9 protein-coding genes and 2 pseudogenes are annotated in these 16,880 nt (G+C 43.0%); 2 read left to right on the top strand and 9 right to left on the bottom strand.

Annotated elements, in window-relative coordinates; genetic code table 11:
• Positions 1-2,469 (bottom strand): annotated as a pseudogene (locus DW640_RS07090) (hypothetical protein); the annotation flags it as partial.
• Positions 2,470-2,919: 450 nt separating this feature from the next.
• Between DW640_RS07090 and DW640_RS07085 the strand changes: the two are divergent.
• Positions 2,920-5,352 (top strand): ATP-binding protein, encoded by a 2,433-nt coding sequence (locus tag DW640_RS07085; RefSeq protein ID WP_117577701.1) that lies wholly within the window; start codon positions 2,920-2,922, stop codon positions 5,350-5,352.
• Positions 5,353-5,391: 39 nt separating this feature from the next.
• Entirely contained in the window at positions 5,392-5,937 is a 546-nt protein-coding gene (locus DW640_RS07080) for a GNAT family N-acetyltransferase (RefSeq protein WP_055298506.1), read from the top strand.
• Between the two features lie 612 nt (positions 5,938-6,549).
• On the opposite strand, the gene DW640_RS07065 is transcribed toward DW640_RS07080, so the two are convergent.
• The 8 genes and pseudogenes from DW640_RS07065 to DW640_RS07030 form a co-directional block, all read right to left on the bottom strand.
• The gene (locus DW640_RS07065; RefSeq protein WP_165360443.1) at positions 6,550-8,754 is read right to left on the bottom strand and encodes an alpha-L-rhamnosidase C-terminal domain-containing protein; all 2,205 of its coding nucleotides are present in this window, start codon (positions 8,752-8,754) and stop codon (positions 6,550-6,552) included.
• A 6-nt stretch (positions 8,755-8,760) separates the two neighbouring features.
• Complete coding sequence (locus DW640_RS07060; RefSeq protein WP_072067380.1) at positions 8,761-10,620, bottom strand: right-handed parallel beta-helix repeat-containing protein; 1,860 nt, start codon at positions 10,618-10,620, stop codon at positions 8,761-8,763.
• Positions 10,621-10,639: 19 nt separating this feature from the next.
• Entirely contained in the window at positions 10,640-12,736 is a 2,097-nt protein-coding gene (locus DW640_RS07055) for a glycoside hydrolase family 127 protein (RefSeq protein ID WP_117577699.1), read from the bottom strand.
• A gap of 135 nt (positions 12,737-12,871) precedes the next feature.
• Complete coding sequence (locus DW640_RS07050; protein ID WP_074855743.1) at positions 12,872-13,606, bottom strand: DUF5131 family protein; 735 nt, start codon at positions 13,604-13,606, stop codon at positions 12,872-12,874.
• Between the two features lie 540 nt (positions 13,607-14,146).
• A pseudogene (locus tag DW640_RS23690) lies at positions 14,147-14,320 on the bottom strand (PD-(D/E)XK nuclease domain-containing protein); the annotation flags it as partial.
• A 7-nt stretch (positions 14,321-14,327) separates the two neighbouring features.
• Positions 14,328-15,056, bottom strand: a complete 729-nt coding sequence (locus tag DW640_RS07040; RefSeq protein WP_074855745.1) for a nitroreductase family protein — start codon at positions 15,054-15,056, stop codon at positions 14,328-14,330.
• A 234-nt stretch (positions 15,057-15,290) separates the two neighbouring features.
• The gene (locus tag DW640_RS07035; RefSeq protein ID WP_117577697.1) at positions 15,291-16,025 is read right to left on the bottom strand and encodes a head GIN domain-containing protein; all 735 of its coding nucleotides are present in this window, start codon (positions 16,023-16,025) and stop codon (positions 15,291-15,293) included.
• 66 nt (positions 16,026-16,091) lie between these two features.
• Positions 16,092-16,880 (bottom strand): alpha/beta hydrolase, encoded by a 789-nt coding sequence (locus DW640_RS07030; RefSeq protein WP_072067375.1) that lies wholly within the window; start codon positions 16,878-16,880, stop codon positions 16,092-16,094.

Genomic DNA, 16,880 nt, shown 5'->3' with positions numbered 1-16,880 from the left:
TTAGTAAAACAACCAGTCCATCGTTTCTTCGTCTCCGGCAAGTCCGGCATTACGAGTTTTCATATCCGCAGCCGTAAATCCAAGAACCTGAAGGTAGCCTTTGGGCAACATCAACGTATGTTTTCCTGCCGGAAAGCTATATGCGTGTACATTTGCTAATGGCATTCCATTGATATGGATTGCATTGGTCAGTACAGGTTCCGCCTGACCGTAATCGTTGGCAGATGCATCAATCTCCAGTTTCGGAGCTTTGGCATACTTCTTCTGGTCGTCTTTAAAGTAGGCTACTAATAGTTTGACCGGAGCATTTGTTTCAAAAGTAATGCTTGTTCCTTTTTCCCGTTGTTCATTTCCATTAAAGCGGAATGCCTTCATTCCCTTCAGTTCAGGAGCTATTGCTTCTATTTTGCCCGGAAGATCTGTGAACAAGGAAGTTCCTTCATTCAGTTTTACTGTCGGATAATTCGATATTAAGTTCACATCCGCAGGAGCCCAGGCAGCGATCTCTACCGTTTCAGTCACGGCATTGCCATTTTGCTTTTCTTTCAGCATGGCAAGGTTCGCCTTGAAGTTCTCCAATTCTTTTTCGTAGTGTACCAGCAGTTCTTTCCATGTCTTATTATGACCATCGTCTCCGCCGATAGGAATACGGCGTTGGGCAGTCTGCATACTGTTGGCATATAAATAATGCTCGTCTGTCAGTTCCACCAGTTTGCGGTAATGTTCCAGACTTTGTTCCATCAGAGGGATGGCTTCTTCCAGATTCTTCATGTCTTTTCCCCACTGATAGTCCAATACCAGTTTCGCAGCTTTCACTTTCAGATTAAACGCATAGGCAAACTCACGGTAACAATGCATATCATTCTGCAAACGTGCGAATTCTTCTTTGTTGGAGGAGATGGAACCGGCTGCCTTGTCAATCGCTGCTATTGCCTTATCACCGTGTTCAATCACCTGAGCAACAATATCCAGCGGCATCTCACCTACATGAGGCTGATTCTTCCATTCTTTCTCTACAAATTCGATCAGTTTCTCGCCTTCCGGTCCGCAGCTTTCATAGAATCCCGGATAGATGGTATATTTGTACGGATTGACAAGCTGGCTCATAAACATACCCAACAATAACGTCTGACGGTTTCCTTCTGTGATACCAAAACGGCGTAATAACTTCGGAGCAATTTCTCCGCTTTCTTCATAAGCAATGCGAATATTGCCTGCATTCTCGTCGGATGTTCCGTAGAACTGTCCCAGTTGATGATTCCAGTAACCGATCTCGTCAGCACGATCCCGATGGCTGTTCCATGCATAACGTCCCCAGGTCTGATACCAGATCCAGTCGCGGTCCAGTTGAAATTCCCGTTCGCCATTTGGCAGTTTGTCGGCTGTATACGGCCAATCCCAGTACGAAGCCTGCGGATAAAGATGCAGTGCATTGGCACCGTGCACGTTGTGCATCGCTTGTACCGCCTTCTGTACAAAGTCCGGAGAGCCCCAACGGAATGGTTCCAGATTTGCCAGGATATGTACATTACTGATATGAATAGATCCTAAAGAGCTCAAATCCGTATGAATCTTCGACCAGGGGCCACGAGGCTCGTAAGTTGTCAGTGATTCACCATTATACTTATGCATCGTATAAAGATTCTTATATATCGGCAATGCCGCATCCATTACCAGTTTGCAGTCCGTATCGTGTGCGCGCAGCAAAAGAGGCGGTTCGTCGGTACGTCCCAATGCCTGTAATCCGTCTTTAACACCCGGAATGATGGTCTTTGTGAACCATTCCACATCATCTTCTACCGTACACATGGCTTCTCCCAGGCAAACCAGCAGTCCCACATTCGGATATTTCTCTATAAATGCAGCAATACTTTTACGGGTATAGTCTGCAATCAGAGGAGTAATGGGACGGTTACGGTCCTGCGTTTTCAGTCCATAATGCTCTGCAAATGGTTTGGAAAGGATGATATTGTAGAACATCTGTATCACGAAGATACCACGTTTGTCCGCTTCTTCCGTAAGGAAAGAAAACATCTCTTCATTCTTCTTGAACGTCTCTTCATCTACTTCCAGCGCAAACGGATAATCTTCCAGTTTGACTAACGATGCAAACGGATGACCATTCCACAGATACAGGGAATTCATACGGTTGGCTACCAGCATATCAAGGTATTTAATCCATTGTTCCTTATCATAAAACCAAGGGAAACTTTCCGGAGTATACGGATACTCATACACACCGTGTCCCGGCAGGTAAGTCATCTTCTGCAAACCGACACAAGCGCCGCGGAGCACCATTTCCGGACCGTCTTTCAACTCTTCCGGAAAGTTTAGTTTGCCCTCTGAGTCGTTCACACGGTCTATCAGTTCGCGACACCCGTAGATTACTCCGCTTCCGTCTCTGCCGCTTACTCTTGTCAGATTGCCGGTAGTCGTAATATGAAAGCCTTCTTTCTTAAGTGTCGTATCATTCACTTCCGTCAGCAGAATCGTCTTTATTTCAGGATCGGAGAATGTGGTATCCCCTTGTTGCATCATTACCTGATAACCGGCTTTATCCAAGGTAGTCTGTAACTGTTCCGCACTGAACAGAACGCGGTTTGACGCATCCGGCGGAGTCATTATTTTCACGGTTTGCTTACCACACGCAGCTAATAAAAGGGTGCATGCCGCAAACATGAACAATTTGGTATTTTTCATTCTTCTGATGTATATTATAAAATGTATAATTTCGTCCTTTTATAAAAGAAAGACGAAGTAAGCCCTTATTTGTACTCATTTATCCACTCTTCCACTTTTTGATACCATATTACCACATTATTCATCCAAAACATCTGTAATCTCCTTTATTCTTTAAAAAAATATCTATATTTGCCGGACAGTATTCTATAATTAAAAAAGAAAACAAGAGCAAACAATATGGAAGGGCAATTGAATTTGGACTGTGAACGATTTCAACAAATTACTCAAATGGCGAAAATGGGATGGTGGGAATCAGATGTAAAAAATCAACAGTATATTTGCTCTGATTTTATCGTTGATTTGTTAGGACTTGAAAGCCATCGAATTAGCTTTAAAGAGTTTCACCACAGGATACGCGAAGACCATCGTATGCGTCTTAGAAACGAATTTATCTCTCATTCAAATCTTGAAACTTATGAGCAAATGTTCCCTATCCAAGCTAAAAACGGGGAAATATGGGTATATTCCAAGATTAGTTTCAGAAAACCTGATAAGGAAGGATACAGAGACATATTCGGTTATCTGCAATATGTGGACAAACCTGCGGAAAACAGATGCGGAAACATCGACTTCTTTCATGTAAACAGTCTGCTTTATCAGCAAAACAGCATCTCCTATTCGTTGCTCGCTTTTCTACAATCCGATAATATCGCGGAGATAATCAATCAAATATTAAGTGACCTTCTTAAACAGTTCGGAGGAGACCGTACCTATATCGTTGAAATAGACAGAAAGAAAAAGATTCAGAATTGTATGTATGAAGCTACAGCGGAAGGGGTATCCGAAGAGCGGGATAATCTGCAGGATATACTTTGGGATGAATCTTTTTGGTGGAACAGGCAGATTTCAAACAGGAAGTCCATTATTCTGAATACTTTGGACGATATGCCCCAAGAGGCTCAGGAATACCGCAAGCTACTTGAATCACAGAATATTAAGTCACTAATGGCAGTTCCGCTCATATCCAAAGACAAAATATGGGGATATATGGGCATTGATATGGTGAAGGCTTATCGCAGTTGGAGTAATGTAGATCTTCAGTGGTTTTCTTCATTGGCAAATATTATCAGTATATGCATAGAACTGCGCAAGTCTGAACTTCAAGCGAAGGAAGACCGGCTGGCACTCGATCATAGAGAAAAGATTCTCCGTAATATCTATAAGAATCTACCGGCTGGTATCGAACTTTACGATAAAGACGGTTATCTGATTGATATCAATGATAAAGAACTACAAATATTCGGCTTAACCGATAAAAATGAGGTCTTGGGGATCAATCTGTTCGACAATCCCAATATTCCGCAAGAAATAAAAGAGAAGTTAAGGGCGCGGAATGATGTAGACTTTTCAATCAATTATGATTTCTCCAAAGTAAATAAATATATAGAAACTCAACGGAAAGGAGTCATTAACCTCACTACGAAAGTGACGACACTTTATGACTCTCAGAATCAGTTCATCAACTATCTGTTTATCAATATAGATACAACGGAAACCACCAATGCATACACCAAGATACAAGAATTTGAGAATCTGTTTCTCCTGATCGGCGATTATGCCAATGTGGGGTTTGCACACTTCAATGTACTGACCAGGGATGGCTATGCCCAAGATACATGGTATCGGAATTTAGGTGAAAAAGAAGGGACTCCCATGACTGAAGTAATTGGAGTATACTCACATGTACATCCTGAAGATCAGGCGGTTCTGAAGAACTTTGTCCGCGGAGTCAAAGAAGGAAAAGCTACCAGTTTGCGGAAAGAAGTCCGTGTCTGCAGAGAGAACGGGAAATATACATGGACCAATATCAATGTTATGGTCAGAGATTATCATCCGGAGGAAGGCATTATCGAAATGCTGTGTATCAATTATGATATTACCACTCTGAAAGAGACTGAACAGAAATTAATTATCGCCCGTGATAAAGCGGAAGAACTGGATCGTCTGAAATCTGCTTTCTTGGCTAATATGAGTCACGAAATCCGTACTCCGCTTAATGCGATTGTCGGCTTTTCCAGTCTGTTGGCAGAAACCGAAAGCAAGGAAGAATGTCAGGACTATATCAAGATTGTACAGGATAATAATGACCTTCTCTTGCGACTGATATCCGATATTCTCGATCTTGCGAAGATAGAGACAGGAACATTCAACTTTGTATATGCGGACTTGGATGTAAATGAGGTCTGCTCTGAAATTATCAAGTCCACTGGTATGAAAGTGAAAGGAGATATCAAGCTCCTTTTTGAAAAGCAAATCCCCGAATGTCATATCTATACAGATAAGAACCGGTTCATGCAGGTAATCACTAACTTTATAAATAATGCGCTAAAGTTCACCCATGAGGGGACTATCGCTTTGGGATACGAACAGATATCTTCTCAGAAAATAAAGTTCTACGTGCGCGATACAGGCGTTGGTATCCCTGCCAATAAGATAAACAGCGTATTCGAACGTTTTGTAAAACTGAACAATTTTGCCCAGGGAACAGGTCTGGGACTTTCTATCTGTAAAAGCATCATAACACAGATGGAAGGAGAAATCGGGGTAGATTCAACTGAAGGAGCAGGCTCCTGCTTTTGGTTTACACTTCCTTACCATACAAATGAATAAAAAAAGGTGTATCTTTGCACCTCATTTATTACCATTATTATGCAGACTTACATAGAAACATCCCGTTTAATTCTCCGCGATTGGAAAGAAGAAGATATTCCGGCTTTTGCCCGCATGAACGCCGACCCTCATGTTATGGAGTTTTTTCTCCATCCGCTGACTCCGGAAGAATCGCTTGCTTTTTATCACCGTATCCAAAATGAGTTTCAGACCTGTGGCTTTGGCTTGTATGCTGTAGAGCGTAAAGAGGATCATGCTTTTATGGGATATACCGGACTGCATCAGATCACATTTGACGTTGATTTTGCTCCGGGTATAGAAATCGGCTGGCGATTGGCGCACGAATATTGGGGACATGGTTATGCTCCGGAAGCAGCAACCGCTTGTTTGGAGTATGCTCGTGAGAGTTTAGATATCAAAGAATTGTTCTCGTTTACTTCTCTCCCCAACCAACGCTCGGAACGGGTGATGCAGAAAATAGGGATGGAACGGGTTAGAGAATTTGGTCATCCGCTTGTTCCTGCTGAGCATCTGTTACATAAACACGTGTTGTATCACATAAATTTAAGAAAGCATTCATCGTAAGGTATTCAGTTTAATGACAAAAAAAGAGAAAGAGAATAGTGTATCAATAATTTACCGATTTACTTAGAAGATAAAGAACTTTTCAAAATCAGCACCAACATCTATACGAAATACATTGACTAATGATACAGTAACTTCCAGTCATTTATTAATAAATTCTTTCATCGTTTATTATAAACGTCCTCCAAGTTTATTATAAACTCTAATTTCGATCTTGCTGCAAGGAATATCCATTTTAAGCAACAAAAAGGGCCGCAATTCCCATAAAGAATCGCAGCCCTTAGCTTGTGTCAGACTATCTAACAAGCATTACCCGGAGTAGGAATGCCTGCAAACTGTTATTATATTATACTTATTATTGCTCATTTTTCGTCTATATTATCAATGTTATCGAATTTACTTCCGGTTTTCACTTACAAAGATACAACATTAAAAGCGGTTTGTCAAGTCCTCGATGCTTCTTTTATACATCTGATTTTCTTCCATTCAGATTTATTTCGTCTTTATAATCTCCGCTGGATTAATTCGTGCCGCCTTATTTACTTGTCAGAACAATATGCCTGCGGAAATAGCTACGACAACCGGAGGTCTTATTTCAATCCTAATCTCTGACTACATACGATAGGTAACAATCCTTTCTTCCGGAGAATCAATCCAAAGGCGCCATACACCTTCCGAAACCTTCTCCACTGTTCCCATATTGGCTTTTGGCTGACGGCGACTCTGGATGGTCAGATAACCTTTTCCTTCCGTGGCTTTCACTTTAATGGTTTTATTATCCATGTAGACATGAATGTCTCCGTTCGGGGTAGGTACGGTGCCTTCCATCCATTTCAAGCCTCCCAATACTGGACTGACAGCAAACTCTTTATAGCCCTCTTTCGTTGGTTTGACTCCCAGATAGTATTTACCCAGCAGATAAATAGGGCTTGCTCCCCAAGCGTGGCACAAGCTCTTCCCGTATGGGCGACCATACATGGCAAGATGCTGTGTTCCGCTTTCCTCCGGATTATATTTCTCCCAAAAAGAGGTTGCTCCTTCTTTCAGCATTCCACCCCAGTAAGCTTTCATTTCTTTCATTACAGTCTCCTGCTCACCAAGAGCACAAAGGGCTTCCAGTTCGTAAAAACGCATATAAGGCGTTGTTATTTTCAGAATCTCATCATTCAGGAGAACGGACTGTTTAATGGCCTGCTGCTTATCCGCATTCAGATAATCAAAGAAAACAGAGAACATATTAGCGTATCGGGTTACGGCATCACTCTGACGTCCGTCCACACAGTTGTGCACAAATGCCTGTTTCTGATTATTCCAGAAAGCCGGCTCTAATTTTGCTTTCAATGCAGAAGCTAACTTCTCATATTTTTGTTGTCCGTCCTTATCTCCGACTAAATCTGCGCAAAGTGCCATCGTCTCCAGACTCCGGCAAAACAAAACCTGTTCGAAAGAAAGTTCTCCCTTTTTGTCTAAATAGCCATCCGCCCAGTCCACAAATACCCAGTCGCCGGACATTCCTTCCACCATACCATTCTTATTCGTACGTCCCAATACATAATCCATCATTGTTTGCATACGTGGATATAGCTGGTTGACGAAATGCCGGTCACCGCTATACATATAATAGTCATATACGCTTAAGAACCAGTAGAAAGTGTAATCCATAATGGTGTTGCTATGGCTGGTCACCGGATCTTTTCCACGAAGTAGCCAGATGGTACGCTTCACGGACTCACTGTCAAAGAACAGATAGTAATTCATCAGATAACTCTGGATGGCATCGCCACTCCATACCCAACGGTCGCGCTTGATACCGTCTATAAAAAACTCACGTGTAGTAAGATGCATTGTGTATGCTCCCACTTCCCAGATACGATTCAGTTCCTCGTCATTACAACGGAAGTTACCACGATATTCTTCGGGAAGATATTCATATTGCATGGATACTTCACCAATTTGTACTTCCGGTTCGTGAGTGATGTATACATAGCGGAATGCTTTGCTGTTCTCTAGCGTATATTCATTATCAGAATGATGCAAAGGAGATGTGCTGCGGATAGCGAGATCAGTGATCTGTCCCGGCTCCAGCAGGAGTTTATCCAATGTTTCGCAATATGCTTTGTCTTTCGCTTCTTCCGGACTTTCACCATAATAGAGGTCAATCTTTCCCTTGCCCGAAAGATTCTTTAATGTGATAAATCCGAACGTTTCTTTTCCAAAATCATACAGTATGCCTCCTTCCGATTGTTCTGTTTTAGCGACAGGTTGCTGAGGTTCACGCATCAGGCTGAATTGGGAAGGACGTTGAGTGGCACCGTCAAAGTTCCAGCATCCGGCATCCATATAGATGGTGGCAGATGTGTCACTAGCCTTACCGCTTTCATCGATCCATTCCTTATCTTCATAAGTTACCCGCCAGGACGAATCAGAGTTTACCGTCTTTCCTTTCACATAGATAGTGGGAGGCGTTGCCTGATTCCATACTTTAATATTCAGACTATGTTTTCCTGCCGGAAGCAGCAAGGTTTCAGGCATTCCGAACTGAAGTTTCCCGTCCAGCTTCACATTATATGTTCCCTCGGCAGCAATAAACACTTCTTCCGGTTCGGAAAGATTCAGTTGCTTGCTGAACTCTACGACTACATAATGACTGTCCGTTTTCCAAAAAGGAGGAAAAAAAGCACCACGTTCCGTACGTCGGTTGTTCATCTGGTTGCCCAGCCAGATTTCATAGTCCCCCGGATACCATATCCAAGTTTGGGCAAAGGTGCTGCTTGCCAATGACAAGGCACCCAGAAGTATCATGCATTTCTTTTTCATTTTTTCTTATTTCTTCAAGTCCCTATATTCGGCTTCCAACCCTGCACGTTCACGAATGACTGTATCTACCTGCGGACCATTGTTCTCCCATACATTTCCGGGACCGTTCGCATTTTGCAGATACTTCTCCCCTTCCGTCCAGTTATCGCGTACAGTGATAAAAGAAGAGCCTTCATCCGTATAGAGATAAAACCAATGATTGGGATCGTGTACATAACCTGGCTTATAAATGCTATGTACGCAATTCTCAGTTACATAACTTTTCGGCTGCGAGCCCAGTGTATAAATTCCGGCTACGTCGTACATATGCTTTGCATAGTGATGAATCAGATTCGCGTGCACTCTGTTGTTACGCATACAGTTCACTGTCTGCGTCCAGCCCCAGCCAAGGCTGATGCCGCTATAAGGAACTTCGCAGATTTCATTGTGTTCTATATTAATATCTTTCACATACCCCGCAGTGATGGCTAGACATCCCCAATCTTCATTACCCACTTCGGTAAAGTAGCAATTACTGATTTGTTGATGCGCGCATACTTCCCGAAGGTCGGCAGGGTCGTAAGGCAAATGTGTTTCATGGGCAGCCGGAGAGAAACTGCCGACCACCAGTCCGTTCCCCGCAATATCACGGAAAAGACAGCCACGAACGACACCGCCCTGCACGGCTTCTTCATAATCCAGTCCGGTTGAGCCTAAATGCTCGAACCGGCAGCGCTCAAAGTCGATCTGATTGGCAGCAGCCACGCTTACAGCCGTGGCAGGACGCCCCAGCCATCCTTGATTATCCAAAGCATGATTCAGATAGTCCCGTTCCATTTTCGGGTCAATACGATAACCGTCTGTCAGATACATTCCTGCCTGAAGAGGAACATGGCCTTTCTCAGACGGACGCATCCAAGTCGTATGAGAGAACGTGATTTTCTCAAAACGGATATGTGAAACAGGACGGTCAATGGTCCCTTTTACTTGTACCAATGTCTCTATGGCCGGCACTATCACTTCCGTGCCGGCATCCTGCATCTTCTCTCCTTCCCGAGGATAATAATAGACCTTACGGGCATCTATGTCGTGATACCATTCTCCCGCTACATCCAATAGTTCACGGGCATTCGTCAGATAAAAAGCAGAATTATGCCCATCTGTCGTTACCATCGGACGCGGCCAGGGATGCTCAAACTGAATCCGACTCTCCGGCTGATGAAAACGTATTGCGGCACTGTCTCCAGCCAGTTCGACAGAACGAATACGAAGATTAGTCACACACCACATTTGATGCAATACCATCTCTGCATATTTAGCCTTCAAAGCCCCTTTTCCGTCTACCAGCCTGCGTATGGCAACCGCAGGAACATAAAGAATCTCATTCTTTTCGTCCACACTGCAAATGCGGTTCATCTTCTCAAAATCCTCTACATCACGGGCACGGACAGCTTTCTTCCCATTCACCCATAACTGACGGAAATCCAATGGCCGCCCGTTGAACATGGGCACATCCGCTACCCAAAGTTTTCCCTGCTTCTTCCATCCACCGATCCGGATGCCGCCACTCAATACCACTTTTTCATCAGCTACCGGACGGATCACCGTGGGAGAATCCTCCGTCCCGCTGTCTTCCGGACGAATAAACACCGGTTCATAGAGTGCATATGTACCGCCTTCCATGCAGATCGTAATTCCTCCCCGCCCCCGTTCATCATCTGTCCGGCGCCATTCGCGTGCCTGACGCAAAGCAGAAGTCAACGTCGCTTTCGGAGATGGACGTGTGCCGTCATTGAAATCATTCCCTTGCGGCGAAATCCAAATTTCGCCTGCTGACAGCAGATGTGCACCCAACAGGCATATAGTTGTTACTAATAACTTTTTCATTTTTCTTTTGTACAATGGGTTATCTTGCAAGCGGCATCCAGACTGTCATCTCTCCTTTACCTCTGTTTCCCCATGCATAATAAGGAATCAGACGAATATCCACTGTTTTCTCTGCTTGGGCAACCGGACGATAAAGCACGCCTTCCCAAGACTCAGACGATGCCAGACGTGCTTTCCCTTCCAGGGCTACTATCGAACTGCCTTCAATCGTCGTTTTCTTCGGAGTCAGCTTTATGTCGGCAGGAATCAAGATGTTATCGATCTTTTCTCCATTTGCAATGTCCATACTCTCCAGACAGTAAACCAACGGGCCACGTTTCACTACCACCTGGTTACGGATTTCTTCTGCCAACGGATGAGCTTCGAGCAGACAAACAGGCATATCCATGACCAGTTCTACCACATCTCCTTTCTTCCATGTACGGTTCACTTCCGCATAGGTATTTGCCTTGGCATTCATGGACACCGGTTGACCGTTCACTATCAACGCAGCCTTCCCACACCATTCGGGAATACGGAAGAAGAGGGAGAAAGCACCTGCTTTACGGGGCACTTTGTCCAACGTTACACGTATATTACCTTCCCAAGGATAGTCCGTTTCCTGCACCAAAGCAAGTTCCCCCTTATCTTTCCAGTTTGTAGTCAATGTATTTGCACCGTACAGGTTGCAATAAATCCCTTCCGGACTCAATGTATAAGCATAATTCTGCGCCTGACAAAGCGTACGCAATGTATTGGGCGGACAACAGAAACAACTGATATATTCCGTCCGTTCTTTCGGCCAACGGAGTGTATAAGGCAGATCGGCACTGATACGAAGAGGATTCGTATAGAAATACTTCTTTCCATCCAGGCTTATGCCACTCAATACACTATTATAAAGGCAAGTTTCCACAAGCTCCGCATACTTGGCATCTCCCGTCACTTCCAGCATGCGCCAGTTGAACAGCATATTACCAATGTTGGCACAAGTTTCGTTATGTGCCGTACTGTTCGGCAACTGATACGGACGACCGTAGCTCTGATGCACTTTCTGAATGCTATCCGGTTCATAGCACGTTCCATCCGGTGAGGTGCCGTCATACAAAGCACCGCAAGCTCCGGTCACGTACATCTTTCGGGTGACAATATCGTTCCAGATACTAGTCAGGTTCTTCATCAGTTGTTGTTCCCCTGTCTCCGCATACACATCTGCCACACCTGCATACAGGTAATTGGCACGTACGGCATGTCCCATTGCACGATATTGGTCACGGAAAGGGATACGGTCCTGATTATCGTCCGTGCCGCTTTCTACCATACCGCGAATGTCAATCAGGTTTTTTGAAAGTTCTAGATAACGGGGATTTCCTGTAGCACGATACATCTCCACCACTCCCATATAGTGTGAAGGGCAAATTGCATTGCGTGCCAACTCGGCGGAAGCCGTCTCATAGAAGTGACAAAGGAAATCCGTAGCTTTCACGGCAGCATCCAAAAGAGTTGTTTTTCCGGTAGCACGGTGGTGAACGATACCTGCCATCATCAGGTGTCCCAAGTTATACGTTTCAAAATTCAACCGATTGGCAAATGCACCTTTTTCGTCCTCAGAGCCTACTTTCGTACCAATCACTGTCTGTTGTTGGGAATCAGCCAGCGTATGGCTGTCTATTCCCTTATTCAGTTCTTCTATAACAACCGGTGTATGTATATAACCATCTGCACGCTGGGCTTTTACGACACAAGCAATAAAGTTGTCCATTAACTTGTCCAATTCCGGATCTTTATTGACAGCATACACAGAAGCGACTCCTTCCATCCACTTGTACATATCTCCATCATGGAACGGAGGTCCCCAATGTTCTCCCTTGCATACACCGGCAGCAATCTCAAAATTACGGAAACCATGAGAAACTTCCGGCGTGTTCCATGTATTCCACATACTCTGCAAGGAAGTTCCGCTAAATACATTAAAACGCTCTCCCCAGAATCCATTCGTCCAGTGTACGGCATCTATTCCGGTATTCGCCGTCTTTGCATAACGGCTCTGACTCATATCCGTCAGCCCATTGCTCTGCGCAAATGCTCCCGTGACGGAGGCGGAAGCTAAAAAAAATAACAGCTTTATCTGTTTCATTTAATATGGATAATTTTAAAATTTACACACTATCTCTTTAAGGAGAGACGTGATTATCCATATTTTGTACTCAATAAAGGAATGCGAAAGCTATCCGACAGCCTTCGCATTCCTTTATTCCTGTTTGTTCTTTCGTTATTTTTCGGGAGTATAATTCAGTTCCGCTTTCCTTGCCTGTGAGTGCTGGAACTGTCGGGCGACTTTATACTCATGCCCATCTTTCAACAGATAACTTCCTGTCTGCTTGAACCAGAAACCGACATGAGCTTCCACACATTGACGGCGAATGTCCAACACCCAGTCATAATTGCAAACGCGGGCTTCCTTACCAGACTCTCCTCCTGCCACTACCTGCTCTACCCATCCTTCCAGTTCTCCCCTGAAATCAATCTGACTAAGAAGGGGTTCACAGATAATAATTTTATGTTTAATAGGGATTTCTTTATAAATAGGTAAGCGATAATCGACTCTGTCCTGATTCTCCATTGTGCAACAAATCGTCACATTGTCGTATCCATCTCCCCAATCCGGTGGCAGGCACTGTTGCAGCCTTTCTATCCGCTTAGTTATAAACATAAAATGAAGGTCCTGCCGTATCCGCATCATTTCCCATGCTTCGGCACGCCATTCATCCGCATCTTCAATCAGAAAATCAGAGGTAAAACAGGTATATACCAGATTTCCCGAGGGTATCTTATATTCTCCATTCTTTTTCTTCTGCAAAGGCAAACCGAACTTTTCCGTCTTTGTCACCACCGAACTGTCTTTTCCATATTTGCCATCCGTACGATATACATAGCAGTGGCGGCAGCCTTCACTCCATTTGTGACAGCCGTGCCATAAGTTCCACATTGATGCTTTCCCGCCCATCTTCTTTTTTTTCTTCAAATGTATGCTTTATCTGTTTCATAGGCAAATTTTCATTCAATATCCGCTAGTCAGGGTAGATAGATATAAATAGTGCATCTTCTTTCTCGCTTGAAAAAAGATGCACCAAACACAAACAAAACAAACAATAGAGCTACCTTCACAGGCGGCCGGTCCGAAAGGACCAATACTTTTGATAGTGAAATCTCACTTCACAAATATCCGTATATTTGGGGACTAGCCAAACTCCATCCATGTCGGATACAAACAATAAATGTTTCGAAGGTGACTAATACTATGACACAAAGGATGAAATGTTGCGGAATATAAAAAACAAGACCAAACAAGAAGATTCTTTTGTACTATTTGTATAATCAGGAAAAAATAAATTTCATTTATTAAAAAACGATTAAATCACGTCGGTAAGCATCATTCATCCCTTTACTCCGGCGGATTATGTCAATTAAAACGGAGATATGCTTGGCATATCTCCGCACATCTGATCATCTAATAGGATTCACTTTAATATTAATTGTTATCTGGTTAAAGCAACCATCGTCCAATATTCCTTTTCTCCGCACTGAACTCCACTCCTACTTTCACGACTTCACGTCTGTCTGATAAGGAATCAGATAGCCTTTTTCATCAATCTGCTGCAAAGCCTGCTCGGCAGTCCCATTCAGTATATATATATTTAGGCGTTTTTACTACTGCGTCCGTGCCATCAAATCTTACGATAAACTTCCTCAAACGGTACCCTGCACCGTTCTCCCCAAATTCCTTTATTTCCATTCCGGATTCCACAAGAAACTACCATATTTATTTCAGCACCATGAGGCAACTTAAGCAACCTTTTGAGTCGTCGGCTATCCAAGCCTTCCAAGGGGCAGGTATCATATCCTTCGTTCGCCATAGCAATCATAAATGTCTGAGCAGCAAGTGCACAGGATTTATGTACCACCACACGCACATCACCTTCAGATACTTCGAGCATCATAGGGCGGAAAATGCTGATAATATTAGCAAGTAGTACTCTGAAAAGTCCTAAGATACCGCAGAAACGGGCATAAACAAACGGCATCAATATCCCATAGTACAGTTTTCTGTCTTTAATACGTTTCTCCTGCCTGTCTATAGGACTATTCCGCCGTATATTTCCTGTCTCAAAATCAAGAACGAATTTCGCCCGCTTCCGATACAAGTCACGACGTGTGACGAAAACAACAATCTGCGAAGCCGTGGAAGTTGCTTTTTGATCAAGACAAGCTCTTGATACCTTTGCCATCAATTCAGGCTGTGTGATGTGATAAAACTCCCATAGTTGCATATCAGAACTATTGGGAGCCAAAGTTGCCAATTCCAGGCAATGCTTTACTTTCTCTATATCTATTTCCTTTTCTTTATCATATACCCGTACAGAGCGACGATAATTTAAAACTTCATCTAAATTCATATACTACCTGACTTAATTGAATAATATTTCATAATGTGCAATATCAGAAAATACAGATAAGCCCATATAAATAAAACAGATCTGCAAGTTAATTGTATCTTGGCTAACTATATTTTTAACATATAGTCATTGTATATACTTCAATAAGAGATCTATGAATGTCTAAATAAAAGCGGGTAAATATGTGATAAATAACATATTTGCCCGCTTTCTATAAAAAATAAGATTCGTATCTTACTTACCGGTAATTGAATTTTTCTTCCCCTGCTTATTTACAACTGAAGGACTTCCTTTATATTCAATATCACCGCTACCACTAACTCTTGCATCCAACTGTCTGGAAGCGTAGCATACTATATCACCCGAACCGGCAACTGTAGCAACGACATTAGTTGCAGCCAGTTTTTCAGCACTAATATCTCCGGAACCATTTACTTCTGACATCACAGTAGTCGCTTTCACATTTTTCAAATCAATGTCCCCGCTTCCTTTTACCAAAGCAAATATATTAGCATATTGCAGATTCTCCGCTTCGATATCTCCGGAACCGGCTATATTCAAATTCAAGTCATTCCCTTTGATTGTACCTTTCAGATATACATCTGCCGAACCTTTAATATCTACCTGATTCAATGAAGGAGAAGAAGCTATCACTTTCAAACGACGCTCTCCACTAAGAATCTTGACACCTTTTTTGATATTCACCTGCAATACTCCATTTACTGTAGAAACTTCCAACAAGTCTACCAAATTATCCGAACCGTATATAGAAACTGTCGTTTTAGAACCATTACTCTGACGATACTCAACATCAGGACTGCCTAATACTCTGATTGAACTGAAGTTGCTTACGTTATTCAGTTCTTTTGTGATATATTTCTTACTGGGAGTAACGGTCTGCGCCTGTATTCCTGTGACCAACAAAAACATCAGCACTACCAACATAGATGTAACCTTTGAATTTCTCATAATTTCTTTTCATTAAATATTCTAATGACAAATATAGGAAGTATATTTCGAATTACAAGAAAAGAATTACAATTTTGCCAACCATTCTCCAAGCTCCTGAAGCCACTCTTGCTTATACACAAAACTATCATTATAACCGAATCCATGTCCTCCCGCAGGATAGATGTGCAGAGAAATGGGGATATCTGCTTTCTGTAGTCTGGCAGCATACATAATACCATTCAGAGGGCTTACCACAGCATCATCTGCAGCTGCTACAATGAAAGCGGCAGGTGTGCCGGAAGTAATATGCTCAATCGGTGAATACTGCTCCATTTTATCCGGTGAATAGGAATGACCAAACATTCGTTCACGACAAGGAAGATGTGTCAAACGATCATCGACACTGACTACCGGATACATCAATATCTGAAAATCCGGCTTCTCATCATCAGGCAAAAGCGTAGCTGAAAAAGTTGCCAGATATCCTCCGATAGAAGCCCCCATCACTCCCAGCTTATCACAAAACTCCGGAAACTTTTCTCGCACAACCTTCAATGCCAACCGGATATCTTGTTCGGGAACATCAGGATTACCATGAGGCATTCTATATTTAAAGACGATATATGTAATTCCCAGCTTCGTAAACCATTCGGCAAAATCAATGCCTTCATTCTCCAGATTAGTCTTCAGAAATCCACCTCCGGGACACATAATAACACTGCTTCCATTGGGCCTGTCACAAGTAAAAACAAATAAAGTTCCTTCGGAAGCATTTTCTACGATTCCAATCAGTTCGACATTGTCCACTTCCGACAAATCATAGGTCGTCATGGATAAGTCCTCATACAAGCTAATACAAATTAATTTCTTCAT

The organism is Bacteroides sp. AM23-12 (assembly GCF_003434395.1).
GTDB classification, from domain to species: domain Bacteria; phylum Bacteroidota; class Bacteroidia; order Bacteroidales; family Bacteroidaceae; genus Bacteroides; species Bacteroides thetaiotaomicron.
This window is presented reverse-complemented; position numbering and strand designations above follow the sequence as displayed.

Excerpts from the sequence above, each read along its gene's own strand:
- DW640_RS07085 (WP_117577701.1), top strand. The coding sequence starts at position 2,920 with ATGGAAGGGCAATTGAATTTGGACTGTGAACGATTTCAACAAATTACT.
- DW640_RS07080 (WP_055298506.1), top strand. The coding sequence starts at position 5,392 with ATGCAGACTTACATAGAAACATCCCGTTTAATTCTCCGCGATTGGAAA.
- DW640_RS07065 (WP_165360443.1), bottom strand. The coding sequence starts at position 8,754 with ATGAAAAAGAAATGCATGATACTTCTGGGTGCCTTGTCATTGGCAAGC.
- DW640_RS07060 (WP_072067380.1), bottom strand. The coding sequence starts at position 10,620 with ATGAAAAAGTTATTAGTAACAACTATATGCCTGTTGGGTGCACATCTG.
- DW640_RS07055 (WP_117577699.1), bottom strand. The coding sequence starts at position 12,736 with ATGAAACAGATAAAGCTGTTATTTTTTTTAGCTTCCGCCTCCGTCACG.
- DW640_RS07050 (WP_074855743.1), bottom strand. The coding sequence starts at position 13,606 with ATGGGCGGGAAAGCATCAATGTGGAACTTATGGCACGGCTGTCACAAA.
- DW640_RS07040 (WP_074855745.1), bottom strand. The coding sequence starts at position 15,056 with ATGAATTTAGATGAAGTTTTAAATTATCGTCGCTCTGTACGGGTATAT.
- DW640_RS07035 (WP_117577697.1), bottom strand. The coding sequence starts at position 16,025 with ATGAGAAATTCAAAGGTTACATCTATGTTGGTAGTGCTGATGTTTTTG.
- DW640_RS07030 (WP_072067375.1), bottom strand. The coding sequence starts at position 16,880 with ATGAAGAAATTAATTTGTATTAGCTTGTATGAGGACTTATCCATGACG.